The sequence below is a fragment of the Streptomyces sp. SA15 genome (assembly GCF_002291145.1).
Classification (GTDB): domain Bacteria; phylum Actinomycetota; class Actinomycetes; order Streptomycetales; family Streptomycetaceae; genus Streptomyces.
The window spans coordinates 36,487-61,508 of sequence record NZ_NTGE01000111.1; the positions used below are offsets into that span (position 1 = coordinate 36,487).

24 protein-coding genes are annotated in these 25,022 nt (G+C 71.1%); 13 read left to right on the forward strand and 11 right to left on the reverse strand.

The annotated features are described in order from the left end of the window. Window positions 1–52: 52 nt before the first annotated feature. Genes CLM62_RS25180 through CLM62_RS25190 form a run of 3 tightly spaced genes read right to left on the reverse strand, consistent with a single transcriptional unit; the run spans window position 53 to window position 2,285 of the window. Window positions 53–1,009, reverse strand: a complete 957-nt coding sequence (locus CLM62_RS25180; protein WP_373559187.1) for an ABC transporter permease — start codon at window positions 1,007–1,009, stop codon at window positions 53–55. Between the two features lie 5 nt (window positions 1,010–1,014). Further along, entirely contained in the window at window positions 1,015–1,902 is an 888-nt protein-coding gene (locus CLM62_RS25185; RefSeq protein ID WP_095752179.1) for an ABC transporter ATP-binding protein, read from the reverse strand. After that, window positions 1,899–2,285, reverse strand: a complete 387-nt coding sequence (locus tag CLM62_RS25190) for a GntR family transcriptional regulator (protein ID WP_095752337.1) — start codon at window positions 2,283–2,285, stop codon at window positions 1,899–1,901. Before CLM62_RS25190 ends, CLM62_RS25185 begins: the two co-directional genes overlap by 4 nt. 132 nt (window positions 2,286–2,417) lie before the next feature. On the opposite strand from CLM62_RS25190, the gene CLM62_RS25195 reads away from it, so the two are divergent. The 6 genes from CLM62_RS25195 (at window position 2,418) to CLM62_RS25220 (ending at window position 7,762) form a co-directional block, all read left to right on the forward strand. Continuing rightward, window positions 2,418–2,960 carry an RNA polymerase sigma factor gene (locus tag CLM62_RS25195; RefSeq protein ID WP_095752180.1) on the forward strand — a complete coding sequence of 181 codons (543 nt, stop codon included), beginning with the start codon at window positions 2,418–2,420 and terminating at the stop codon, window positions 2,958–2,960. Then, window positions 2,957–3,793: a hypothetical protein gene (locus CLM62_RS25200; RefSeq protein WP_095752181.1), complete on the forward strand. Its 837-nt coding sequence runs from the start codon at window positions 2,957–2,959 to the stop codon at window positions 3,791–3,793. The genes CLM62_RS25195 and CLM62_RS25200 overlap by 4 nt, the downstream gene beginning before the upstream one ends. A gap of 91 nt (window positions 3,794–3,884) precedes the next feature. Then, on the forward strand, window positions 3,885–4,748 hold the full coding sequence (locus tag CLM62_RS25205) for an ABC transporter ATP-binding protein (RefSeq protein WP_095752182.1): 864 nt from the start codon (window positions 3,885–3,887) through the stop codon (window positions 4,746–4,748). Next, a complete protein-coding gene (locus tag CLM62_RS25210) occupies window positions 4,745–6,277 on the forward strand; it encodes an ABC transporter permease (RefSeq protein ID WP_095752183.1) in 1,533 nt (510 codons plus the stop codon). The genes CLM62_RS25205 and CLM62_RS25210 overlap by 4 nt, the downstream gene beginning before the upstream one ends. A 5-nt stretch (window positions 6,278–6,282) precedes the next feature. Then, a complete protein-coding gene (locus CLM62_RS25215; protein WP_257004079.1) occupies window positions 6,283–6,945 on the forward strand; it encodes an ABC transporter in 663 nt (220 codons plus the stop codon). Between the two features lie 148 nt (window positions 6,946–7,093). Next, a complete protein-coding gene (locus CLM62_RS25220) occupies window positions 7,094–7,762 on the forward strand; it encodes a GNAT family N-acetyltransferase (RefSeq protein WP_095752185.1) in 669 nt (222 codons plus the stop codon). Between the two features lie 99 nt (window positions 7,763–7,861). Here the strand turns inward: CLM62_RS25220 and mshD are convergent, their stop codons facing one another. After that, window positions 7,862–8,788: a mycothiol synthase gene (gene mshD / locus CLM62_RS25225; RefSeq protein WP_095752186.1), complete on the reverse strand. Its 927-nt coding sequence runs from the start codon at window positions 8,786–8,788 to the stop codon at window positions 7,862–7,864. A 145-nt stretch (window positions 8,789–8,933) separates the two neighbouring features. Here mshD and CLM62_RS25230 point away from each other — a divergent pair, with 145 nt between their 5' ends. Both CLM62_RS25230 and CLM62_RS25235 read left to right on the forward strand, forming a co-directional pair. Then, a complete protein-coding gene (locus CLM62_RS25230; RefSeq protein ID WP_095752187.1) occupies window positions 8,934–10,760 on the forward strand; it encodes a bifunctional UDP-sugar hydrolase/5'-nucleotidase in 1,827 nt (608 codons plus the stop codon). Window positions 10,761–10,832: 72 nt separating this feature from the next. After that, window positions 10,833–12,128, forward strand: a complete 1,296-nt coding sequence (locus CLM62_RS25235; protein WP_095752188.1) for an LmeA family phospholipid-binding protein — start codon at window positions 10,833–10,835, stop codon at window positions 12,126–12,128. Between the two features lie 112 nt (window positions 12,129–12,240). On the opposite strand, the gene CLM62_RS25240 is transcribed toward CLM62_RS25235, so the two are convergent. From CLM62_RS25240 to CLM62_RS53155, 3 genes are all read right to left on the reverse strand, one after another. Beyond that, the gene (locus CLM62_RS25240) at window positions 12,241–12,756 is read right to left on the reverse strand and encodes a hypothetical protein (RefSeq protein WP_257004080.1); all 516 of its coding nucleotides are present in this window, start codon (window positions 12,754–12,756) and stop codon (window positions 12,241–12,243) included. A gap of 177 nt (window positions 12,757–12,933) precedes the next feature. Further along, window positions 12,934–13,260, reverse strand: coding sequence for a DUF6247 family protein (locus tag CLM62_RS25245; protein WP_095752189.1), 327 nt, complete (start codon window positions 13,258–13,260; stop codon window positions 12,934–12,936). Window positions 13,261–13,384: 124 nt separating this feature from the next. Then, complete coding sequence (locus CLM62_RS53155) at window positions 13,385–13,540, reverse strand: Imm49 family immunity protein (protein ID WP_107483823.1); 156 nt, start codon at window positions 13,538–13,540, stop codon at window positions 13,385–13,387. 193 nt (window positions 13,541–13,733) lie between these two features. Here CLM62_RS53155 and CLM62_RS25250 point away from each other — a divergent pair, with 193 nt between their 5' ends. From CLM62_RS25250 to CLM62_RS25270, 5 genes are read left to right on the forward strand one after another with little or no spacing between them, the layout of a single operon-like run. Continuing rightward, window positions 13,734–14,231 carry a hypothetical protein gene (locus CLM62_RS25250; RefSeq protein WP_257004081.1) on the forward strand — a complete coding sequence of 166 codons (498 nt, stop codon included), beginning with the start codon at window positions 13,734–13,736 and terminating at the stop codon, window positions 14,229–14,231. Further along, window positions 14,228–15,883 (forward strand): hypothetical protein, encoded by a 1,656-nt coding sequence (locus CLM62_RS25255; RefSeq protein ID WP_143659142.1) that lies wholly within the window; start codon window positions 14,228–14,230, stop codon window positions 15,881–15,883. Before CLM62_RS25250 ends, CLM62_RS25255 begins: the two co-directional genes overlap by 4 nt. Next, window positions 15,880–16,557 (forward strand): ABC transporter ATP-binding protein, encoded by a 678-nt coding sequence (locus CLM62_RS25260; protein WP_257004082.1) that lies wholly within the window; start codon window positions 15,880–15,882, stop codon window positions 16,555–16,557. The genes CLM62_RS25255 and CLM62_RS25260 overlap by 4 nt, the downstream gene beginning before the upstream one ends. Beyond that, the gene (locus CLM62_RS25265) at window positions 16,554–17,771 is read left to right on the forward strand and encodes an ABC transporter permease (protein WP_095752192.1); all 1,218 of its coding nucleotides are present in this window, start codon (window positions 16,554–16,556) and stop codon (window positions 17,769–17,771) included. Before CLM62_RS25260 ends, CLM62_RS25265 begins: the two co-directional genes overlap by 4 nt. A 7-nt stretch (window positions 17,772–17,778) precedes the next feature. Then, window positions 17,779–18,828, forward strand: coding sequence for a hypothetical protein (locus tag CLM62_RS25270; RefSeq protein ID WP_095752193.1), 1,050 nt, complete (start codon window positions 17,779–17,781; stop codon window positions 18,826–18,828). Between the two features lie 107 nt (window positions 18,829–18,935). Here CLM62_RS25270 and CLM62_RS25275 read toward each other — a convergent pair whose 3' ends face one another. From CLM62_RS25275 to CLM62_RS25290, 4 genes are all read right to left on the reverse strand, one after another. Beyond that, entirely contained in the window at window positions 18,936–20,705 is a 1,770-nt protein-coding gene (locus CLM62_RS25275) for an immunity 49 family protein (RefSeq protein ID WP_306457934.1), read from the reverse strand. A gap of 158 nt (window positions 20,706–20,863) precedes the next feature. Then, on the reverse strand, window positions 20,864–22,942 hold the full coding sequence (locus tag CLM62_RS25280) for a pectinesterase family protein (RefSeq protein WP_095752195.1): 2,079 nt from the start codon (window positions 22,940–22,942) through the stop codon (window positions 20,864–20,866). An 80-nt stretch (window positions 22,943–23,022) separates the two neighbouring features. Continuing rightward, a complete protein-coding gene (locus CLM62_RS25285) occupies window positions 23,023–23,901 on the reverse strand; it encodes a hypothetical protein (protein ID WP_095752196.1) in 879 nt (292 codons plus the stop codon). Window positions 23,902–24,077: 176 nt separating this feature from the next. Further along, window positions 24,078–25,022, reverse strand: coding sequence for an aminoglycoside phosphotransferase family protein (locus tag CLM62_RS25290; protein WP_095752197.1), 945 nt, complete (start codon window positions 25,020–25,022; stop codon window positions 24,078–24,080).

Below are 25,022 nucleotides of genomic sequence, written 5' to 3' on the forward strand. Positions count from 1 at the left end.
GCGGTGGGGTCCCCCCGTCCGGAGCACTCCGGGCGGGGGCACCGCGCGTTTCTCACCGGCGGTGCAGCAGGCGGAACGCGGCCACGGTCAGCAGCGCGGCGACGGCGAGGAGGACGGCGGTCGCGGTCAGCTGGAGGGGCCAGGAGTGGGAGACGGGGTGGTACTCGGCGTAGAAGCCGACCGCGTCGTCGTAGCGGGCGAGGCAGTCCCCGCTGGTGCCGCAGTGCGGGTTGGGCAGGCGGGCTCCGGTGGCGGTGACGAGGCCCTCGTCGACCGTGATGCCACTGTGCGACGGGACGCCGCTCAGGTCGCCTACCCGGGTGACGGACGGCCACAGGTGGGGCAGGGCCAGCCGGACGGCGGTCCACAGGCCGGCGACGGCGGTGACGGCGGCTACCAGTCCGGCGAGCGAGCGGCGCAGGAGCAGCCCGGCCAGGGCGCCGGCGAGCAGGCCGGCCAGGGCGAGGGCGACGGTGATCGGGCCGCCCGCGAAGAAGGTGGGGATGTCGTGCCAGGTCTTGGCCGTGTCGATACGGCCCTCGCCCGCCGACCACATCAGACGGTGCAGCAGGACGAGCACAGTGGTGCCGGCGGTGACCAGGGCGGCCGGCAGCGCCAGCTTCGCGGCCAGCCAGCGCACCGGGGAGACCGCCTGGGTCCAGGCCAGCCGGGCCGTGCCGGACTCCAGGTCGCGGCCGGTCAGCGCCGCGCCCGCCCAGGCGGCGACCAGGAAGGGGAGTGCGAGGACGATGAAGGTCGTGTACTGGTAGACGTCCTTGTAGAGGAGGATCGCGTCCTGGTCGTACAGGCAGGAACCGGGGTGCCGGCAGGCGTTGTACTGCCGCCAGGCCGCCGCCGAGGCATCGGTCAGCGGGCCCCGCAGCCACAGCAGGGCGGCGGCGACGGTGACGACGAGGCCCGTCCAGACGTACAGGGCGGGGCGGTGCAGGCGCAGCAGCCAGCGGACCTGGCGTGGGGCGGCGGCGGGTGCGGTGGCGGCGAGGGTCAGGGTGGTCACGCGGCGTTCTCCTGGTCCTGGGCCGGGGTGAGGGCGGGTGCTTCGGGGTTGCGCAGATGGGCGAGGACCAGTTCCTCCAGGGAGGGGCCGTGCGTCCGCCAGTCGCCGGGGAGCGGGCCCGCCGGGCGGATCAGCGCGGTGAGCTGACGGCCGGTGGTGCGGGACTCGACGACGGTGTGCGGGGCGAGGTCGGTCTGCGCGGGTGCGGCCACGCGCGCGTGGGCGGCGAGCAGGTCGTCGATCTCCCCGGCCATGCGGACCCGGCCGCCGCCGACGAGGAGCAGGTGGTCGCAGGAGTCCTCCAGTTCGGCGACGACGTGCGAGGACATCACGATCGTGGTGCCGTACTCGGCGGCCTGCGCCATCAGCACGCCCATCAGTTCGTGCCGGGCCAGTGGGTCCAGGTCGGCCATCGGCTCGTCCAGCAGGAGCAGCTCCGGCCGCTTGGCCAGGGCGAGGGCGAGCGCCACGCGGGTGCGCTGGCCGCCGGAGAGGGATCGGATCCGCGACTTCGGGTCGAGGTCGCCGCCGGCCACGATCCGTTCCGCGGCGGGCGCGTCCCAGCGTCCGGGGTTGAGGTCGGCGCCCATGCGCAGGGTCTCGGCGACGGTGAGCTGCGGGTAGAGCGGCTTGCCCTGGTCGACGAAGCCCACGCGCGCGCGTGCCTCGCCCGGCCGCGTCCCGAGGACGGTGACCGTGCCCTCGGTCGGGGCCAGCAGCCCGGCGGCGAGGGCGAGGAGCGTGGACTTGCCCGCGCCGTTGGGGCCGACGACGGCGCAGACGCGTCCGGTGGGCAGCCGGAAGGTGCAGTCGCGCAGGGCCCAGCGGCCGCACCGGCCGAAACGCCTGCCCAGCGCGGCCGCCTCTATCGCCGTGTCGGTCATGACGGGTCTCCTTGAAAGGTCTTGTCGAGTACGGCAGTGAAGAGTGCGGCCACGTCGTCCCGGTCCAGGCCGACCTCGCGGGCCCGCTCCGCCCATGCCCGAAGCTCCTCGTGCAGGGGGGAGTCGGCCGGGGCGGTGCCCAGCGAACGCCGTACGAACGTGCCGAGACCGCGCCGGGCCTCGACCAGTCCCTCGCGCTCCAGTTCGCGGTAGGCCTTCAGGACGGTGTTGGGGTTGATGGCGGTGGCTTCGACGACCTCCCGGGCCGTGGGCAGCTTGTCGCCCGGTTCGAGCAGGCCCAGACGGAGAGCCTGTTTCGTCTGCTGGACGATCTGGACGTAAGTGGCCACGCCGCTGTGCCGGTCGATGCGGTACTCGACCACGGACAACCACCCTTTCACTAATTGAGTAGTGAAAGGGTGGTGGAAGGCCGTCGCGAAAGTCAAGTGCAGTCTGTGAACCGATCTGCGAACCGATCTATGAACCGATCGACCGGGCTCGTCCGATGAGGAGATGTGAGCGAAACGAGAAGCGACGGGGAACTGCTGCGGGCCATCGCGGCGGACGGGGACCGGCGCGCCTTCGAGGAGCTGTACCGGCGGTTCGCGCCGTGGCTCACCGCACGGCTGCGCGGCCGGTGCTCCGATGCCGGTGTCGTCGACGACGTCGTACAGGAGACGTTCCTGGCGGTGTGGCGGGGGACCGCGCGCTACCGGCAGGAAGGGGACGTGGCGGGGTGGCTGTGGCGCATCGGCTCCCGGCGACTGGTCGACGCGCTGCGCGGCGACGGGGCGCGGGGGCGGCTGCGGCAGGCGTTGGCGCGGCTGCGGCACCGGGACGAGGCGTCCGCGGAGGAACGGGTGCTCGCGGGGGTGGAGCACGGGGACCTCGCGGGCGCCCTCATAAGCCTCTCGCCCGAGCTGCGCGCGGTGCTCCAGGCCACGGTCATCGACGGGCTGACCACCCGGGAGGCGGCCGTCCTCCTCGGCATCCCGCCGGGCACGGTCAAGACGCGGGCGATGCGGGCCCGCAAGCAACTCCGGGAGGCGCTGGCATGACCTGGCATGTGTCAGAACAGGATCTACGGGCCTACGCGCAGGGCGAGTTGGCGCCCCCGGTGCTCTGGTCCGCCGACGCCCACCTCACCGCCTGCGCGCGGTGCCGGGCCGTGCTGGCCGAGGTGAGCGACCCCGTCGCCCTGGACGCCGGATGGGAGCGGCTGGACGCCGAACTCGACGCGCCCCGGCGGGGGTTGCTGGAGTCGCTGCTGGTGCGGATCGGCGTCGCCGACCACACCGCGCGGCTGCTCGCGGCCACGCCCGTGCTGCGCGGCTCCTGGCTGGGCGCGGTCGTCGCGGTGCTCGTGATGAGCGTCGTGGCGGGCAACGCGGCCCGGACCGCCGACTCGCCCACCCTCTTCCTCGCCCTCGCGCCGCTGCTGCCGCTCGCCGGGGTCGCGCTGTCGTACGGACCCGCACTGGACCCGACGTACGAGATGGCGGTCGTCTCCCCGGTGCACGGCTTCCGGCTGCTGATGATCCGTACGGTCGCCGTGCTCGTCGCCGGCCTCGGCCTCAACGGCCTCGCCACGCTCGCCCTGCCCGGGTACGGGCTGCGTGCCCTCGCCTGGCTGCTGCCCGCGCTGGCCCTCACCGCTACCGGGCTCGCGCTGACCTCCCGGCTGGGCCCGGTTGTCGCGCCCTCGCTGGTCGGCGGGGCGTGGATCGCGCTGCTGCTGGCCGCGCACGCGGCCGGGCCGGCCGGCGGCGAGCCGCTGGCGCCGTTCACGGCGCTCGGGCAGGGAGTGGCCGCGGTGGTGGCGGGGCTCGCGGGCGGGCTGCTGTTCGTGGCGCGGGACCGCTTCGACCGCTTTCAGGGGAGCGTCGTATGACGCACTCCGACTTCGCTCTCGACCTGTTCCGCGATTCCTTCCGCGATTCCTTCCGCGACTTCTTCTTCGATCTCTTCTACGGGAGTGCCGTATGACCCCCACCGTCTCCGCCTCCGGGCTCAGCCTCCGCTACGGCGGTACGCGCGCCCTGGACGACGTGTCGCTGCGGCTGACGCGGGGCGTCACCGGGCTGCTCGGGCCCAACGGCGCCGGAAAGACCACCCTGTTGCGTGTGCTGGCCACGGCCGTGCCCGCCGACCGGGGCGCCTTCACCGTGCTCGGGAACGACCCGGGCACCGCGCGCGGCCGGCAGGAGGTGCGGCGCGCGCTCGGCTATCTGCCCCAGACCCCCGGCTTCCACCCGGACTTCACGGCCTTCGAGTTCGTCGACTACGTGGCCATCCTCAAGGAGCTGACCGACCGGACCGCCCGGCACCGTGAGGTGCGGCGAGTGCTGGAGGAGGTCGACCTCGGCGACGTACGCGGCAGGCGCATGAAGAAGCTGTCCGGCGGGATGCGGCAGCGGGTGGCGTTGGCGGCCGCGCTCGTCGGCGACCCCGGCTTCCTCGTCCTCGACGAGCCGACCGTCGGCCTGGACCCCGAACAGCGCATGCGGTTCAGGGAGTTGATCGCACAGGCGGGGGAGGGGCGCACGGTGCTGCTGTCCACCCACCAGACGGAGGACGTGGCGATGCTCTGCCACCGGGTCCTGGTGATGGCCGGCGGCCGGATCCTCTTCGACGGCACCCCGGCCGAACTGACCACACGGGCCGCCGGCCGGGTGTGGAGCAGTACGGAACGCGACCCGGGCGCGATGGCCGGCTGGCGCACCGGCACCGGCTCCTTCCGCAACGTGGGCGGCCCGCCACCCGGCGCCGAACTCCTCGAACCCACCCTGGAGGACGGCTACCTGCTCACCCTCGACGGCGCGGGCGCGGAGGTGGCGGCGGCATGAACGCGGTCATGGAAGCGACGGCCCCGCCCGTCGTGCACAGCGAGCCGCGCCGGGCATGGGCGGCCGTGTTCGCCCTCGCCCGCTTCGAGGCGCGCGATCTCCTGCGGTACATCCCGGTGGCGGTCACCCTGCTCGTGTACGTCGGCTACACCCTCTGGACACTGCTGTTCGAGCGCGACGGCATGGACGCCTACCCGGCGCTCCAGGACGCCGACCGGGCGACGCAGAACGTGCCTGTCCTCCTGGGGATCGCGCTGCTCGTCTGCGTCAACCGGGCCGCGCTGCGCGGCCGCCGGCGCGACACCGACCGGCACTTCGACGTGCTGGTCATGGAGCCGTGGCGGCGTACGGTCGCCCACGCCCTGTCCGTCGTGCCGTTCGGGCTGCTCACCGCGCTGGTCGTGCTGGGCGAGTTCACCTGGCAGGCGCTCAGGCCGGGCGCGGTGGGCCACGGATCGGTGGCCGAACTGGCCGTCGGTCCCCTGCTCGTGCTGCTGTGCGGCGCCCTCGGGCTGGTGTTCGCCCGGCTGATCCCGACGACGTTCGCCGCCCCGGTCCTCGTGATCGGCCTCTTCACGATCTCCCTGTTCGTCTCCGCGGGCACGAGCGGCGCGGAGTGGAGCCGCTGGCTCACGCCGGTCGTCGGTGAGAACAGCACCGAGACGCTGCCGTCCGACCTGATCGGCCGGCCCGCCGCCTGGCACGCCCTCTTTCTGACCGGGCTCGTGCTGCTGGCGGCCACGGTCGCCGTACTGGCGGGCGGCGGCCGGAACTGGCCCGTCAAGGCGGGCGTCGCGGGCGCGCTCGCCCTGACGCTGACCGGCGCGGTCGGACAGTCCGGGGGCGTCTCGGCGGAGGTGACCGCGGCCCGGCAGCGGGCCTCGCTCACCCCGGAGAAGGACCAGACGTGCGTCCGGGAGGGCGACTCGCGGTACTGCGCGTTCCCGGAGTGGACCGGCCGGGCGGGCACCTGGGCCGAAGTCGTCGACCGAGTCCAGTCCCTCGCGAGCGGGCCGGCGGCCGAGCAGCGGTTGCTCGTACGGCAGCGGATCGAGGCCCGGTACGGCCTCACCGGCGACTCGGCGCTCCAGCCGTCCACGACACCCCACCAGGTGACCGTCGGTACGCGCTGGGGCGGCAACCGGGTCCCGGAGTTCGCGGTCGCCGTCGCCTCCGTGCTGGTGGCGGGCGACGAGGCGAAGGGCGCCGAGCTGTGCGACGGCCGGATGGTCACGGTGATGTGGCTGGCCCTGGGAGGCGCCCCCGACCCGATGTCCGAGTTCCGCGACGTCCGCCTCGACGACAGCGTGACCGGCTCGGCGATCGTCCTCGCGCCGACCAACCCGCTGTCCATGTCCGAGGGGCAGACGGATGTCGTACGGGAGCTGCTGACGCGCCCGCGCGCGGAGGTGACCGCCGCGGTGAAGGAGCACTGGGGTGAGGTGACGAAGCCGGGGGTGACCACGGCGGAGGTGGCCCGGGTGTTGGGGACCGAGGTGCCCAAGGGGGGCGACGAGTGCGGGGAATGAGGGGAATGAGCGGAGTGCTGGTGTCCGCCGTGGCGCGTACGGTGCCCTGGCGGGCGCTGGGCGCGGGGGCGGTCGTAGGCCTCCTGATCGTCGCGCTGCCGCGCCTGCTGTCCTCCCCGCCCGACCCGTGGATGGCCCTCAACCTGCTGCGCGCCGGCGCCCTCGCCTTCGCGCTGGGCCTGGCGTTCCTGCTGGACGACCCCGCCCGCCACATCACCACACCCGTCACGACCCCGCGCTGGATACGGACGGGTCTGCGGGTGGCGCTGGTCGCGCCGGTGGCCGCGCTGTGGTGGACGGCCGCACTGGCCCTGACCCCGCGCGAGGTGCGGCCCCCGATCGGCGCCGTCACCCTGGAGGCCGCCGCGACCGCCGCCCTCGCCCTGGCCGCCGCGGCCACCGCCCTACGGCTCACGGACGAGCCCGAGCCGGGACCGTCCGTGGCGGCCGGCGTCCTGACCACCGCGGTCCTCGCCCCGCTGCTGCTGCCCGGTCGGTGGACGCTGTTCGTGCCGGTCGGCGACCTGCGCTGGGAGGCCGCGCACCAGCGATGGGCGGCGGTGCTGGTGGGGGCGGTGCTGGTGTGGGGGTGGTGCGGGCCGGAGCCGTTACGGAGGCGGCGGACACCGCTCGGTGCCGGTCGGAGACGACTCGCGACGCCACGCTGAACGACGCCACGCTGAACGACGTCACGCTGAACGACGCCACGCTGAACAGGAACGGTGGACAACCGGAGGGCCGGACTTGATGTAATGAGCGAGACACCGTGTAATGAATGAATCGCCGTGTCATCTATTACCTAACCCTGGGGGAGCCTTGCCTTTCGGGAACACGACCGAGGCGGTACGAGCATGGACCCACGGCTGGGCCGCTTCGCGCGGCGCGGCCGAACCGGCGCCCCGGCCCTGGGGTTTCACCATCGATGTCGGCTTGTCCGGGCACGTCGAGCGCCACGTCCTGCCCACCGCCGACGAAGCGACCGTCCGCAAGATCACCGAGAACGCCACCGCCCCCGGCGTCTGGCTGAAGACGTTGGTGTCACCGGAGACCCTCGCGACCTGGCTCGCCCCCGGCTGGTCCCTCGCCGGCGGCCCCGGCTTCCTCATGTCCGCCGCACTGCGCGCCGCCCACGCCGAGGCCCCGGCCGCAACCCCTGACGGCTACCGGCTGCGCACCTGGACCCGCGCCGGCGTCACCCGCGTCCTGGTGCGCGGCACCGACGGTGCCTTCGCCGCACGGGGTCAGATCGCCGTCACCGGCCCCACCGCCGTCGTCGACCAAGTGGAGACCGACCCCGCCCACCGGCGCCGCGGTCTCGGCCGCCTGGTGATGCGCGCGCTCGCCGACGCGGCCGCCGGTCAGGGCGCCACGGCGGGCGTGCTGGGCGCGACGCCGGAGGGCCGGGCTCTGTACGAGGCGATGGGATGGCGCGTACTGGCCCCACTGACCGGCGCCATGCGAGGCCCGGACCTGGCCGACGCCTGATCGAGACGCCTGATCGAGGTTCGGAAGACCGGTTGGTGACCGCGAAGTCGGCAGGTTCCAGGGCGCCTTGGACGCGGGGCGACGGTCAGTACGGCAGCGTCACGTCTCCGTCCGGTACATCAGATCCGTCTCGTACGTGACGAACCCCAACCGCTCGTACACCGACACCGCGGCCTTGTTGTCGGCGTCGACGTACAGCATCGCCGTCGGCACGCCCTGCCCCGCCAGATGCCGCAGCCCGATCGTCGTCAGGGCCTTTCCGAGTCCGCCGCCCTGTGCCCCGGGCCGCACACCCAGGACGTACACCTCGCCCAGCCGCTCCTCCGCGTGGACCTTGGTCCAGTGGAAGCCGATCAGTTGTCCTTCGCGCTCGGCCAGGAAGAAGCCCGCCGGGTCGAACCACGGCTCGGCCTTGCGGTCGTCGAGGTCCCGCTGGGTCAAGGAGCCCTGTTCGGGATGGTGGGCGAAGGCGGCCGCGTTCACCTCGAGCCAGGCCGCGTCGTCCGCGCCGGGTACGAAGGTCCGGACGGCCACGCCCTCGGGCAGGACCGGGTCGGGCAGGTCCATCCCCGTCAACGGCCGCCGATACTGGCGGAGTTCGCGGAAGAGGGTGAGCCCGAGGACCTGCGCCAGGTGCCGCGCCGCGGCGTGGCCGCCGTGCGCCCACACCCGCAGCCGTTTGCCGGACGCGGCGAGGAGCGCCGAGCCGAGGGCGCGGCCGTGGCCGTGGCCCCGGTGCGAGGGGTGGACGACCAGTTCCGCCGCCGGCGCCTCCACCGGATCCGTGTCCTCCAACTGGGCGTAGCCGACGAGTTCGCCGTCCACATACAGCAGCAAATGGGACACGCCCTCACGTGGACCGCCGCGCAGCTGCAACCGGCCCTGTTCGGACACCGCCTGCTGCCCGTCGTTCCGGGCGGCCTCCGCGAGCAGCCCGAGCACGGCCTCGGTCTGCTCCGGGGAGAGCGCGGAGTGGGTTTCGATCGAGCGGGAGATGCCGGGGCGTCCGGTGTCGTCGCTGGTCATGCGTACGAGGGTAAGGGGCCGCCCCGGCAAAGTGGCGGCAAAGAAGCAACCAGGATGTAACCGCGAACCCTCTGTCGCGCTACGCGCGTTGACCCTAGGCTGCGCCGGACGGGGCCACCGACTCACCAGACCCACAGGGGGGCGTATGCCAGCCATATCCCAGCCGCGCCGACCGGATGCCGTGCGCCGCAGACGTCGTACACGCCGACTCCTCGCCGCGGCCGCCGGTCTCGCCACCGTCGGCGCCCTGGCCGCCGCGCTGCCGACGGCGGCGACCGCGGGCGAGACCAAGGGCAAGCCGGGCGCTCCGGTGCCGGGCCGCTACCAGGACGTACAACTGCTGTCCTTCAACGACCTGCACGGCAACCTGGAGCCGCCGTCCGGTTCCTCCGGCCGGGTCACCGAGGTGCACGAGGACGGGACGACGAAGACCATCGACGCCGGTGGTGTCGAGTACCTCGCCACCCACCTGCGCGAGGCCCGTGAGGGCAACAAGTACTCCATCACCGCGGCCGGCGGCGACATGGTCGGCGCCTCCCCGCTGATCTCGGGCCTCTTCCACGACGAGCCCACCATCGAGGCGCTGAACAAGCTGGAGCTGGACGTCACGTCCGTCGGCAACCACGAGTTCGACGAGGGCGCCCGCGAGCTGGCCCGCCTGCAGAACGGCGGCTGCCACCCCACCGACGGCTGCTACACGGACGAGGAGTTCGAGGGCGCCGACTTCCCGTACCTGGCCGCGAACGTCCTGGACGAGAAGACCGGCAAGCCGATCCTCAAGCCGTACTGGGTGTGGAAGAAGAAGGACGTCAAGGTCGGCTTCATCGGCGTGACCCTGGAGGACACCCCGGGCGTCGTCTCCGCCGAGGGCGTCAAGGGCCTGAAGTTCAAGGACGAGGTCGAGACGATCAACAAGTACGCCAAGGTGCTGCAGCGCCAGGGCGTGAAGTCGATCGTCGCGCTCATCCACGAGGGCGGGGCGCCGGCCTCGTCGGCGTACAACTACGACTGCGACGCGCCCGGCGCGGGCGACGGCATCTCCGGCCCGATCGTCGACATCGCCAAGAACATCACCCCGCAGGTCGACGCGCTGGTCACCGGCCACACCCACTCGGCGTACGTGTGCACCATCAACGACCCGGCGGGCAAGCCGCGCATGGTCACCTCGGCCGCGGCCTTCGGCCGCCTCTACACGGACACCACGCTGACGTACGACCGCTGGACCGGTGACATCGCGCGTACGGCCGTACAGTCCGCGAACCACGTGGTCACCCGGACTGTCCCCAAGGCGCCCGACATGACCCAGCTGATCAGCAAGTGGAACACCCTCGCGGCGCCCATCGGCAACCGCGCGATCGGCTACATCTCCGCCGACATCCCGAACACCGGCACCGAGTCCCCGATGGGCGACCTGATCGCGGACGCGCAGCTGGCGTACGGCAAGGAACTCGACCCCGAGACCGACCTCGCGCTGATGAACCCGGGCGGTGTCCGCGCCGGGCTGACCTACGCGGCCAAGGGCAGCGAGGGCGACGGAGTGGTGACGTACGCCGAGGGCTTCACCGTGCAGCCGTTCTCCAACACCGTGAACCTCCAGGACTTCACGGGCGCGCAGATCATTCAGATCCTCAAGGAGCAGGTGAGCGGCTCGAACACGGCCGCGCCGAGGATCCTGCTGCCGTCGACCGGTCTGACGTACACGCTGGACATGACGAAGACGGGCGCCGACCGGGTGGTCACCGACTCCATCAAGCTGGGCGGCACGGCGATCGACCCTGCCGCCACCTACCGCGTCGCGACGAACAGCTTCCTCGCGGGCGGCGGCGACGGCATCCCCACGCTGGGGCAGGGCACGAACGACCTGGTCGGCGGCGACGACCTGGCCGCACTGGAGAAGTACCTGATGGCCAACTCCTCGGCGACGAATCCGATCGCGCCGCCGACGACGAACCGGATCACGGTCGTGAGCTGACGATCGTGAGCTGAGTCGCATACCTCCGATAGAGGTTGCGGGTGGGGGGCGTACGCATGATCGGATGGATCGATGCGTACCCCCCACCACATAGTGACGCATCGCTACACAAACCCATACGAAGAGTTGGGAGCCCTGGACGACGGGCCGCTGGAGGACTACCTCCACGAAGACCCCGGAGACCCCGGAGCCCCCGGAGACCCCGGAGACCCCGGAGACGCCGGAGACGCCGGAGACCCCGGAGACCCCCGAGACACTGGAGACCCCCGAGGCCCCGGAGACCCCGAAGAGGGTGATCCCTGGGCCCCGCCGGACCACGGCCGGGGAAACCGCCGCCGCCGGCGTCGCTTCTCCGCCCTGCCGTTCGCGCTGAAGGCGGTGGTGGGCCTGGTGGTCCTCGCCGCCTTCCTCACCCTCGCCGACCGCTGGGCCCTGCTCTACGCCGAGCACCGCGCGGCGGACGCCCTCAAGGACCGTATGGACCTCACCGCGGCACCCGAGGTGGAGATCGGCGGCTTTCCCTTCCTGCCCCAACTCGTCGACGGGCGCCTGGACTCGGTGAAGGTGACCGTCCCGGACGTGGCCGCCGACCGGGTCACGCTGGCCGCGGTGTCGGCGACGGCCCATGACGTACGGCTCGACGGTGACGGGCCGACCTCCATACGCGGCGCCCGCGTGCCCGAGCTGCACGGCGACGTCCTGCTCTCCTTCGCCGACATGAACCGTGAACTCGGCGCGTCCCAGGTGACGTTCACCGGCGCAGGCCGCGACCGGATCTCGGCGCGCGGCACGCTGCCGGTCGCCGGACACGATCTGCGGCTGCGGGCCGACGTCCGCATCGGGCGCGACGGCGACCAGGGCATCAACACGCGGATCGGCGGAATGCGCCTGGACATCGGGGACCTGGCGACGTACCGGCCCGGGGTCCGCGCCTCGCAGGGCCTGCACCTGACGCCGAAGTCGGCGGCCGACCTCGCCCGCGAGACCCGCAAGGTGCGGTCGCTGCTGGCGGTGCCGTCCGTCGTACGCAGCATGGGGGTGCCCGGGTCGACGGTCCGCGAGGCCCTGAACAACGACGACCGCCTCGCCGAACTCACCGGCTCCCCGCGCTTCGTCCACCAGGCCATGCGGGTCAACCTCCTCGACCTGGCCCTGGCCCACCCCGAGGTACTGGACCGCCTCGGCTTCGACGCACCCCTCCTCGACTCCCTCTCCCGACTGACCCGCCCGGTCCTCGCCGACCAGCTCAACCTGGGATTCCAGCTCCCGGAGCCGCCCGAGGGCGAGCTGCGGCTGAGGGATGTGCGGGTGGAGGAGGACGGGATCCGGGTGCGGTTGGCGGGGGAGGGGCTGGCGTTCGGCGGCTGAGGCCCGCTGCTTCCCCGACTGGCGGACGCCTTCGCCGCGGTCGGCCAGCGGGTCGTGTCTGATGGGGCGAGTAGGAATGCGGGTGGGGTTCCTGCGCTCGGATCGGTGTGAGTCATTGGACGTGCTTCGATGCGTAGTCGACGAAGGCTTCGATGGCTTCCTTGGCCGTCGTGTTCAGTCGATTCCGCGCTTCCGCATCCTGCTCGGCGTTGTGTATGTCCCGCGTACGGTCCAGAGCCGTCCGGGCGAGGGTCACCAAAAAGTCGTCGTCGGTGACCAGCTTGAGGCGGTAGAACGCTTGGCGCGCGGTCATTCGCAGACGGTGGCCCTCGTGGTATGCCTTTTCGTAAGCCGCCGTGTCATTCCGTTGCTTATGGAAGAAGCGTTCGGCCTGGCCCCACCGGAAATCCTCGATCGCGGCTGCGAAGGCGGTGTACGCGGCGATCCGCTCATCGCGCAACGTCTGTTGCTTCGCCGCGAGTCGCTGAAACGGATAGGTCGCAACGGCGCCCAGCAGGGTGCCTGCCACTGCCACAACGCTCGTCCATATAGGCTCCATGGCCACATCCGAGCACAGGCGCCGCTGTGCGTCGGGGGTCTCAGCCTCTTCTTCAACAAACGCTTGCATACGGAGCATGATGGGGCTGCTCGCGCAGCATCCGCATGACGGTGGCGGGTGAGGGGGGCTGGCCGCGCTTCTTGTTCGGTGCGGATCACCAGCCGGGAGGGGTGACTGCTGCGGCGGGGCGGCTCAGTCCGGCCTTGCACAGCGCCGCGCGGTCGACGTACCGGATCGCGTACGCGCTCACCCGCGCCTGCCCGCGTCGATGGGGTGGTTGTCGGCGTCGTAGGCGTTTCCGTCCGCGTCGCGGAAGACCATGCCTTCGGTGTCGCCCTCCGTCATCCGCTTGACCGTCTGTTCCACGTCATCCAGATAGCCGGGCGTCGCGCAGGCGCAGGCGAAAGGGAGCCACTTGTCGGTCACGGCGTCGAGCGCGGACTGATCGAAGTCGGCTGCGGCGCTGAGCCAATCCTGCTCGAAGGCTTGCAACCAGTCGGGGCGGCGTTGCAGGGCGGCCCTGATCGCCTCGGGTGTTCTCTCGCAGGAGTGGGGATCCACCTCATGAGCCATGATCGGTTTCTCCTCTCCGGCAGGGACGATGCGGGGTGACCGGACGTCCACCGTAGAGCTTGCCGGGTACGGAGTGCTGGAGGATGAGGCCGATGAAGCGGTGAGGAAAGCGCGAAGCGTGCGCCTAGAACGGCACCGCCGCCCCCAGAATCCGCGCCGGCAAACATGGCGAAGCGACCCCGATGCTCCAGCCCCGCCGCCGCGCATGGTAGGCCAGCGCCAGGATGTCCAGGTTGATCGCGGCGGCGCAGTCCGTGGCGCGGTCGGCGAACCGAGCGATGCTTGTCGGTTGGTGGAGTAGGAACGGCCGGCCTCGAACCGGCTTGCGTCAGCCGCAGTCCCTGTCTTGATCCTCCAGGAGGCATATTCCAGTGTTGATCACTACGAAGAGTGATCAGCACTGTGTTTTGCGGGATTGTCGCGCTGTATGAAAGAGGCCCGCTGTCGCGGTCACCCCACAGGAGACGATCCCCATGAACAAGCGCATGCGTGCGCGCCTGCTGCAGGGTTCCTCTGCCGCCCTGGCGGCGATGGCCCTTGTGCTCTCAGCGACGCCTACCCACGCGACCTCGGCCTCCACATCGGTGGGCGTACCGGGTGGCAACAGGATCGCGGTCAACGCCTGGCACTGCACCCTCTACGCGAGCGCGTGCGACTGGAAGGCGTCGACGAAGATGTCGGGCAAGAATCCGAGGAAGGCACGGTGGATCCAGAACCGCGCCGAACTCGAGGCGCACGGTGTCAGCGTCTCCGTCTCGATCTCCAAGAATCCCGAAGCGACGCTGACGATGGTGCGCAAGTCCCTCGGCGTTGTGCGCTGGAAGAACACCAACGCCGGCATCTCCGACACGTTCGGCCAGATGCGCCCGAGCAAGGGCACCGCATACGTCTCGACCCGTAGTTGCGGCTCGGCCCAGGTGACCGGCGCGATCAAGGTCAGCGAGAAGTGCGCCTACGCGGGCGCCTCTTGACCGGTGCCGGGATGGCGGTGTGTGCCGTACTGCTGTCCTCGTGTGCCAGCACTGCGGGGCAGTCCGAGACGCGTGCACCCGCCGACCGGCAGTTCGATCTCCTGGTCAGCAGACACAACGGCTACCACTATCCGCCGTTCCTGCGGAACCAGCCGGCGCCTCCGGAGGCCCAGTCCTACGCGCTGCGCACGTTGTCGGAACTGGGTCGCGGCATCAGGACGAGCATGTCGGCAGCGCGCGTCGCGTCGATGCGCGGGGAGGCGCTGGCGGCGTCCCCGTTGTGGGGGCGGACCTGGCTGATTCCGCTGCGCCGGGCGGGTGCCGCGGAGGCGCTGGGCGCGAGCGACGTGGCGGCCGTGGAGAAGCTGCGGACGGAGGGCGGCTGGTACGTCGACCCCGCCCTGGGCGATGACGGGGACGCGGCCCGGCTGGGCGCGACGTGGGCCGCGCTCGACGTACTCAAGGCACTCGGGCGGCCCGGGCCGTCGGTCACCGCGGACTGGCTGAGCTCGCTGGCCGGCGAACCACGCCCACTCGACGAACGCGCGGCGCTGGCCTGTGCCCTGCGTCTGCTCGGCCGGCCGGTGCCCGCGACTCTCATGGATGTCGACGCGCCTCGCACACATGACTGGGCGACGCTGACGCCGAACGGCCGGGCGGACCGGCTTTACGACACCTACAGCTATGTCCTGATTCAGGAGGCGGCCGGCGAACGGCCCGACATCGACCGCAGGACGTGGGAGGAGGTACTGCGGGAGGGCGCGGCGACTCTCTCCTACGAGCATGTCTACTTCCTGGTCCACACCTTGAAGGCGGCCGGCTCTCCGGAGAGCGTGTTCGCGCCCGTGGTGAAGAGGTTCGAGAGCGAGCGACTCGACGACGGGACCGTACGCGACCCCGACACCTACGTCGGCAACCCGGATGCCTCGCTCTTCGTCGAACGACTCCGGGCGCTCGCCGGCCGGCCGGTCGAAGATCCCCGGCTGGTCGCGGCGCTCGATCGTGATGAGAAGACCGGTGCCGTCGGTCAGGAGGCTGCCGAACGCCTCAGCCGCGCGGCCCTGCGGAGGGTCGCGACGGACGGAGATGTGGACGGGCAGGCGGCGCACCTCTGCTCCGATCCGGCGGTGCTGGCCACCACCGTGACCGAGCAGAACGCCACCCAGTGGCAGCGCACCGCCCTCAACTGCGCCGACGCCGGTACCGAGATCGGCGCTCCCAGGGTCCGTCCCTGGGCACTGGACACCCCGGAAGCGGTGGTCGCGGCCGCCACGGTCGCCGTCGGCATGGCCGACGCCGGGCAGCCGGGCCGGATCCCGGCCTGGATCACCTCGGAGGCACTGGAGCAGTGGGCACGGCATCCCGCCCGGTTCGTATCGGTCTACGACTACGCGCTGGTCGTACGTGCCTACTCGCTGCTCGGCGGCGCACTGGACGCGTCGCTGCGGGAGGCCCTGCGACATGGCGTCGCGGCGTACCGGGGCTGTCCCGGGTTGCCCGATCTGTATCAGGTCGGTGGCGGGGACACCGCCTGTGACCTCAAGACCACATGGGGCGTTTGGACGCTGGACCGGCAACTGCGCGGCCTCATGGGCTGGATGCCGAGCCGGGACGGCAGGAGCACGTACGGAAAAAGGGCGGAAGTGCGGTGAGCGCGTTGTTGCGGGCCGAGGGCGTCGGCAAGTCCTACTCCCTGAGAGGAAAAAGAGTCGACGTGCTGCAGAGCGTCGACCTCACTGTGAGGCCGGGAGAGATCACGGCGTTGGTCGGCCGCTCCGGTTCCGGTAAGACCACGTTGCTGCACATCCTCGGCCTGTTGACCGAACCGGACCACGGCCGGGTGCTCGTCGGGGAGACCGACACATCAGGACTCACCGACAACGCCCTCGCGGACGTCCGTCGCCGCCGGATCGGTTTCGTCTTCCAGCACTACAACCTGCTGCCGCAGCACTCGGCCCTCCGCAACGTCGCGGTGCCGTACGTCGGACGCCGTGCTCAAGGAGAGGAACGCGCCCGTCGGCTTCTGGACCGAGTGGGCCTGGCCGAGCGGGCGTGTCACGTGCCCGGTGAGCTCTCCGGCGGCGAGCAGCAGCGAGTCGCTCTCGCACGCGCCCTGGTCAACGATCCTCCCGTGGTACTGGCGGACGAGCCCACCGGCAATCTCGACGAGGGGAGCGAGCGGGTACTGCTCGGTCTCTTCCGCGAACTGGCGGACGAGGGACGGGCGGTCGTGCTCGTGACGCACAACCCGGCCGTGTCCGACACGGCGGACGTGGTGCACCGCCTGGATGCGGGAGCACTGGTGACCGAGGGGAGCGACGCATGAACATCGTCTCGCTGGCCTGGGCCAACGTCCGTGCGCTGCGCCAGCGGATGTACGGTCTCGTCGCGCTCGTCTCCGTCGCCGGCGCCGTCTGCCTGGGCGCACTCGGGATCGCCGACCGTGCGCAGAGCGCCACAGACTCCGGTGTCAAGGAGAGCGCGGCCAACCGCAGCATCACGGTCGACAGGCCCGACGACCATCCTGGCACTGCGCCCCTGACGGCGGGTACGGCGGCCCGGCTGGCGAGGCTGCCGCACGTGGCGTCCGTGCAGCACCGGGTCCAGGCCTCGTTCGGGGCGTCCACACCGGCCGGGGGCGCCGCCCTGCTCTACGCGACGACCTACCGCGCGGCGCTCCCACCGCCGGTCACCAGGTCGGTCCGGGCCCGGCTCTTCCCCCTGCGCTCCGGCGAGGTCGTGGCACCCGCGACCTCCCAGGGCGTGGACCTGGGCCGGATGCTGGGCCGGAAGATCGAGATCGAGACGATCCGTTACGTACGACCCGGCGAGGGCACCGGAGTCACCCGCCACGCCCGTCTCGTCGGCGTCTACGACCCGACCTGGCAGCTGGACGGCCCGGACGCGGCCTACGCGGCCGACTCCGACGTGGTCAGGTGGGCCGCGGAACGCGCCGGGGAACCGGTCGACCGCTACCTGAGCACCGTCGGCTACGACCAGCTGACCGTCGTCGCCGGGACGGCTGCGGACGTCCCGGCGGTGATGAAGTCGGTCCAGGCCATGGGGTATCCGGCGGTCACCCTCCGCCAGCAGCTCGACGCGCTGCCCGCGGTGCTGGAGCTGATCAAGTTGGTCGGGCGGGTGCTGCTCGGGGTGCTCGGCGTACTGGCCTTCGTCGGCGCGGTCACAGTGACGGGCGCGCTGTCGCGTCAGCGGGCGCAGGAGATCGGCATCCTCAAGGCGGTCGGATTCCGTACCAGGGCGGTGCTGGCCATGCTGGTCGCGGAAATGGCGCTGACCGGAGCGATCGCCGCCCTGCTCGGTGCTGGGCTCGGCGCGCTGCTCGGCGGTGTGGGCGCGGCCCTGATGCGCGGCAGCGCCGACCTGGCGCCGTATGCCAAAGGCTGGGTTCCGCTGCCGGCGCCCGGAGTTCTGCTGACGTTTCTGGCACTGACGGTTCTGGTGGTGGCGACGGGTGCGCTGGGCCCGGCGCACAGGGCGGCGCGGATGTCGCCGACGGACGCGATGAAGGAATGGTGAGCCGTTCATGGCACGGTCGAACCGTACGTACGGCGGCCTGCGTGCCGCACTCGGTGGCCTTGCCCTGCTGGCGGCCGCCTGTTCCGGGCCGGGCGGGGCGGAGCTGGGCGAGGACTGGGCAGGGGCGACGACGTTCGCGCTGGTCAGGGTGGACGGCCTGGTGACGGTGGTGGGAATCAATCCGAACCGGGCACGCGCGGAGAGTCTCGCGGTCGTACCCCAGCAGTCCGACGACACGGAGGCCGTCAGCCCGCACATCGTCCAACTGGCCGACGGACGCTGGCTGGTGACCGTGCCACGCGGCGGGAGCGGGCCGGACCGGCGATACCTGGTGAACAGGAAGGATCACGTGCTCGACAGCCTCACCGGCGACGAGCGGCTGCGCCGCCTGCTGCCCGGCCGGACCCTGGTCGCCGAGGTCGCGGGATTGCCGGACACCGAGACCGCCGGCCACGCCTCCGCGTCCAGCGTGCTGGTCAGGGACCCTTCCGACTGGTCCACCCGACGGGAGCTGAAGATCCCCGGCACCATCGGGCTCGCCGCCTCCGACCCGACCTCGGACAAGGTCTGCCTCGGCAGTGACACCGAGGTCGCGGTGGCGGAGCTCGCCGACGGCAAGGTGACATCCGTGGCGGTGCCGAGCGGTACGGAGATCACGGCGCTCGCCTGCCCGGACGGCCACCCCGTGATCGTGCGTTCCTCGTCCTCCAGCGGTGGGCCCGGCGCTGTCAGGACCACCGTCACGCGCGCATCGGCCGCGACGACGGTTTCCGTGACGGGCGGCCGGGTCGACGGCGTGGCGGCGACTACGGCGACCACGGACTCGTCGATCGTGCTAGCGGTGGCGGTCGGAGACGAGACCGAGCTGATCGAGATCGACACCGGCACCGGCAAGACGCGCCACCACGCCCGGATCGCCGGCCTGACAGCGTCACTCGGCCTCACGCCGAGCGACGCGGGCTGGCTGCTCTACACGGACCACACGGTGACCCACGTAAACCTCACCACGGGCCGAACAGCGGAGTTCAACCTGCCAGGAACGCTGCTGGACTCCTAAGGTAGTGGCCCCCAGGGGGCGATTGGCAGATCTGTTCCACCCCCGCAAGCGAAAACCGCAGGTCACGAGAGCTTGCCGGTGGAACAAATCTGCCAATTGGTCTGCGATTAGAACGGCACCGCCGCCCCCAGAATCCGCGCCGGCAAATACGGTGACACCACCCCGATGTTCCAGCCCCGCCGACGCGCATGGCACGTCAGCGCCAGGATGTCCAGGTTGATCGCGGCGTCGCAGTCCGTGGCGCGGTCGGCGATGCGGTGGTGGTCGCGGTGGGCTTCCAGGGCGTCGAGGAGGGCCAGGTTGAAGCTCTGCTCGTCGCCCTCCACGAGTTGGGAGAAGAGGACCGCCGGCGGTGGGAAGAAGCCCTGGTCCTTCGCCTTCTCGCAGTCCCGCAGCGCGCGCTCCGTGGCCGGTTCCGGGTCCTCGCAGCGCAGGTAGTCGTGGAGGGCCTCGCGGTACGAGGCGAAGAGGGAGCCGTCCTTGCCGGCGCAGGTCGGGCCGGCCAGGACCAGCGGTGCCAGGTCCTCGCGGCGGCCCGTGATCAGGGCGAAGTCGACGGCCTTGTGCCAGGCGTCGGGGCCGGCTTCGTCGTCACGGCCCGCGGGGTACGTCACGGTCGTACCGTCGATCGTCACCTCGATGTCGGTGCCGGGTTCGGCGAGCGTCGTACGGAAGAGCGCGGCGCCCAACTCCGCGGCGAGCCGCAGATTTGCGAGCTGGAGGTCCGTGACGTCGGCGGAGTGCGAGGCGCGGGTCTTGAAGAGGATCTCCTGGTCGGTCATGGCGTGCGCCAGCTGCCAGACGGCGAGCCGTTCCCCGGGCACGGGTGTGAAGGCCTCCCTGGTGAACCGCTCGAACTGGGCCGCGCTCTCCAGGGTCAGCGGCTGCGGATCCACGGGACGTTCGAACTCGACCACACCGTGGGCCAGTTCGGTGATCGCGTCCGCGCGCCGGTCACGGCCGTACGCGCCGACTCTCGGCGGCGGGGTCTCGAAGCCGGTGATCAGCGCGTGCGGGAGGTAGCCGGTGTCGACGGGGGACGGCCAGCCCTCGCGACGGTACGCCAGTGCCGTGAGCGCGAGGGGGAGCAGTGGTAGCAGGCTGCGCGGGCGTGCTCCCGGGCCGGGGAGGGCGGTCAGGGGGAGCAGCAGCCGTACCACCGCTCTCCCGAACTGCTCCTGGTCGCCGGCGGTCAGCGCGCGCAGGGCGTGCAGGGCGATGCCGTGTGACCCGGCCGGCAGGTCTTCGGGCACCTCGGCGTCCAGGGCCCGGATCCGTGCCAGGGACGCGTCGATCGCGGCCAGCTTCTCCTCGCGGGACGGCGGGTAGTCCGCGTCGTCGTCTCCGGTGTCGCCGATGACGTACGCCATGAAGCCGTTGATCAGCTCGGCGTCTGGGCGTCCGGCCCGGTTCTTCTGGGGATGTTCGCGGGCGAACTGGAAGGCCTCGCCGTGCCATTCGGCCTTGCCGGCGAGGACGGCCAGGCAGAAGGCGTCGAGCCACTCGGCGGCGGTGACCGGCTCCGGGCCGCCCTCGGACCCGGCGTCGTAGACCATGCCCCAGTTGACGTAGTTGAGGAAGACCTGGAAGTGGTGGTGCGGGTAGTACGCCGCGTACGCCACCGCTCCGGCGGCGGCCTCGGCGGCGTCCTGCAACACCGCCTTCGCCTCCGGGGTGTCGAGATCGGGCGTCTCGACGGACAGCGCGCCCAGGTAGTCGACGAACTCCTCCGCCAGCGTCCACCACTCGTACGCCGTCACCGGCCCGGCCTTCGACATCGACCGGACCCGTGAGCCGATCCGGTTGGCGAAGTCCTCACGTACGGCCGAGACCGCCGCCTCGCCGACCCGGTGCCGCTCTATCCGCTCCGCCTGCACTCTTCCGCTCCCCCGCTGTTCCCCGTGGCTCCCCGCCGCTTCCATGATCCGGCCCCAGCCTAGATCGACTGACTCTACGATCAGGGCCGGGGCCGGAAGAAGGGGAGAGGAAGGGGAGAAGGGGTTCGAAGGGGATAAGGGGAGAAGGGGAGAAGAGGTCAGGAAGCGGTCGGCGTCCAGTCCCCCAACCAGTCCCCGACCTCCTGCCCGGATGCCTGCGCGTCCGTCAGCTGTGGGCGGTCGCCGCTCGCCGAACCCGCGCCCGGGCCCGTGTTCTTGTACTCGGCGAAGCGGTCGTCCTTCCAGGAGAAGCCGCTCATGTCGGTCCAGGGAGTGGACTTGATCGCGGCGCTGAGGTTGGTGTTGCGGACCGTGGTCTGCGGGTCGAGGGCGGCGTCGCCGCCGGCGTGCCAGGGGCGGCCGAGGTAGAAGGTGCCGGACGACACGTCGCCGTTCACCGTGGAGTTGGCGATCAGGATGCCCTTGCGGTTCGCGGCGGTCGACGGGGCCGTGATGTAACCGGCCGAGGTGCCGTTCCAGCGCTTCTTCAGCGTGATGACCGACTTGTCGATCACCGCCGTCGCCCGGCCGAAGATGAAGTCGACGTTGCCGGTGACGTAGGAGTTGGTCATGTAGACCCGGCCCAGCTTGTCCTTGGCGGCCGTGTCCAGGAGCAGGGTGTCCTGGTCGCCCGTGACGATGACGCCGTCCAGCATCACCTTGTCGGCGGCGGTGCGCAGGGCGACGGCCTGGTGGCCGGAGAGCGACTGGTTGGCGGCCTCGTCGAAGTCGTTGGAGATGGTCAGGTTGCGGGCCTGGAAGTCGTCCGCCTCGACGGCGACGCTGGCGCTGCCGGACGTGCCGTAGTTGCCGGAACCGTCGGGTTTGGGAGTGCCCGACGCGTTGTTGTAGACGATCACCGTGTCCTTACGGCTGCCGCCCGTGCCCTGGATGGTGACGTGCGGCTTGTTGGCGGGGACCTTCACCAATTCGCGGTACGTGCCCGGCTTGACGGCGATCACGACACGGGAGGGGTTGTTCGCCGGTACGGCGTTCACCGCGGCCTGCACGGTCTTGTACTGGCCGCTGCCGTCCTTGGCGACCGTGAGGGTGGTCGCCGCAGCCGCCTTCGTGGCGGCCGCCGTCGTACCGATCGAAGTGCGCGGGCCCGTCCCCGACTTCAGCAGCCCCGGCACATCCGCCGTCTTGTCGAGGGTGTAGCCGTAGTACGACTTCGGGTCGAAGGCCGTACCCCCGCTCTCGTTGCGCCCGCTGGTGCCCACGAAGGTGTTGCCCTTCTGGACGACGGCCGCGGTGCTGTCCTTGGTGACGGGGTTGTTCATGCCCTGGAAGTAGGAGTTCTCCAGGACCATCTTGGTCTTGCCGCGCGAGTAGTTGCCGTAGGAGGACTTGATCGTGGTGCCGGACACGTCCTCCAGGTAGTTGTTGTAGAGGTGCGCGTGGGCGGCGTTGTCCGTCGAAGGGTTGCGCTGCTCGGTCTCGCGGAACCAGTTGTGGTGGATCGTGATGTCGGTGACGACGTTCTCGGTCCAGCCGATGCCGAAGGTCTTGTTGTTGTCGCTCAGCTTGTTCCAGGAGACCGTCACGTACGTGCTGTCCTTGCGGACGTCGATGAGCCCGTCCGCCATGTGCCGCAGGTCGTTGTGGTCGATCCAGACGTGGTGGGCGCCGTCCATCTGGATCGCGTCGAAGTCGTGGTCCTTGTCGTTCCAGATGCCCTGGTACGAGTCCCGGATCGTGAGGTTCCGGATGATCACGTTGTGCACGCCGGAGCCGAGGAAGAAGCCGCCGCCGACGATCTGCCCGGAGGTGCCGGCGCCGACGATGGTCTTGTCCGACTGGACCTTGATCTCCTTGCCCACCGGGTTCATGTTGATCGTCGCCGCGACGACGATGACGTACGGCTCGGGCGCGGTCGCGTACTTCTCCAGGTCGGCGAGCGTCTTCACGGTGACGGTCTTGCCGTCCCGGCCGCCGTACGTGCCGTTCTGCCCGAGCGCGTTGACGGAGGCGAAGCCGTCGGCGGTCTCGGCCGCCCAGGCGGCGGCGGTCGCGGCGGACGCCGTGTGCTGGGCGTCCTCGCCGAAGACGCCGAGGTCGGTGCCGTAGGCCATGGTCCCGGCGGCGGTCAGCGCCAGTGGGACGCCGACCGCCAGCGCGGTCCTCCTTCTGCGGTGGCGGGGCCTGTCGTTCGCCTTGCCGCGGTGCTCGCTCATGCGGCGTACCTTCCGTGCGGGGGGTATCGGACCGCTGGTGGGTCGCCGCCCCGCACGGAAAGGTTGCCGCCAAATCCCGCCTACTTGGCGCAGGTTGCCGGGTCGAGCTTCTCCTCCACCTTGTCCTCACGGCCGTCGGGCTGGCCGTTCGGCAGGAGCTTGTCGGAGACGCCGTCGATGTAGTAGCCGTACGAGTAGATCGTGTTGTATCCGCGGCCGCGCCAGGTGTGCACGGTCTGCATGTTGTCCCTGCTGCTGGGGTCCTTGTTCCACTGGTAGTCCTCGACGTAGAAGATCGGATTCACCCGCACCACGCGCTGGTACGGCGTCCACGTCACGGCGACCTGGGTGCACGGCGGGATCGTCTTCTCGCTGCGGCGCTCGAACTTGGACTCCTTCTCCCAGCCCCACTCGTAGCTGAAGCTGCCGCCCGCGGTGCCCGAGAAGATGCTCTTGGCGGCGGAGAGGCTGATCGAGGCGCCGACGCTCTTCTTGGCGAACGTCTTGGTGCTGTAACTGCTGACGAAGGTCTCCTTGTCGTCCTTCGAACCCCGGTTGCCGATCCAGGGGGAGACGCGGACGGGCTCGCCCTTGGTGGACCAGGTCGAGGCCTGCGCGTGGCCGCACCAGCCGCGGAAGGTCTCCCACGGTCCGACCGGCTCCCAGAGGGGGAACACGTCGTCCAGGTACTCGTCCCGGGTCTTGAACTCGCCGGTGTCGACGTTGAGGGCGCCGTAGACGCCGGTCAGGCTGCCCTCCTGACCGCAGAGCCGCTCGATCATCTGGTCGGTGTTGCCCGGGTCCGTGCCCCGGATGTTCGTCGCGCCGCCCGGTCCGCCGCCGGCCGCCTGGGCGGAACCGGTGCCGGCCAGCAGGCCGGTCACGGCGAGGGCGGTGGAGCCCGCGATCAGGGCGCTCTTCTTGAGAGCCTTGCGGGTTGTCGTGCGAATGAGTCGCATGGGGGGTGGCTCACTCCTGTGTGCTTGCGCAGTTGTGCACAGGTGCTGCGAGGAATCTGCGGCACCTGTCTGACAGCCCAGGAACATTGCAGAGAACTCACGGGTAGGGTCGAAATCGCGTGAGGAATGACAGGACATTGACAGGAACGGGGGCATGCCTGTCGGTCTTTGCCCGATTACGTGAGCAACTCCGCCAAGCCGTCCGCGAATTGGACGATCCAGTCCAGCCGCGGCCCTCCGCGGGCGATACGGAACCCGTGCCGGCGCCCGTGGAACGCGGCCTCGACGGCATGGAACTGCGCCCAGCGCCGCACGCGTTCGCGATCGAGTTCCGCCGACTCGGCGAAGACGTCCAGGGCACGGTGGACCGCCTTGGTCAGATCGTCCGCCTCCAGGAAGGCCAGGGCACGCGACTTGAGCAGGGTGCCGCCGTCGTAGGCGGGATCGCCCACATGGCCCTTGGGGTCGACGGCCAGCCACGGTTCACGGTCGGCGCGCAGGATGTTCCGGGCGTGCAGGTCGCCGTGGATCAGGGTGTCCGGCTGGACACGGCCCAGCTCGCGCACGGTCGCCACCGCCGCGTCCAGTACCCGGTCGGGCAGCGCGTGCGTGAGCTCTACGGCGTCCCGGCGCAGCTCCTCCTCCCAGGCGTCGGCCCGCTCCCGCAGCCGGGGCAGCCCGGGCAGCCCGGGCGGCGCGGGGACGGCCAGCCGGCGGTTGAGCCGCCCCGCGACCGCCACGATCTCGTCCTCGTCGCCGTCCTTCAGTTGAGCCAGGGTGGACGTCCGGGCCCGCTCCAGCAGCATCGCGAACCGGTCGTCGTCCCGCTCGTACAGCAATACGGCGCCCCGCCCCCGCCAGGCCACGAACGCGTCGGGTTCATGGACGTTGCCGGGGTGCGGGAACGACACCTTCAGTACGGCGGGCTCGGTCCCTTTGGTTCGCCTCCGCACCGGGACGATCACTCCGACAGCCCCGTGCGTGACCTCGCCGTCCGGCACGCATTCCCAGCGCTCCAGCACCTCGTTCACGATGCCGGGCAGTTCGGCGAGCCAGGCCGCGCCGGTCTCCCCTTCGCGCTCGACGGTGGTCCGCGCGAACGTCTCTGGTATCGCGATCAT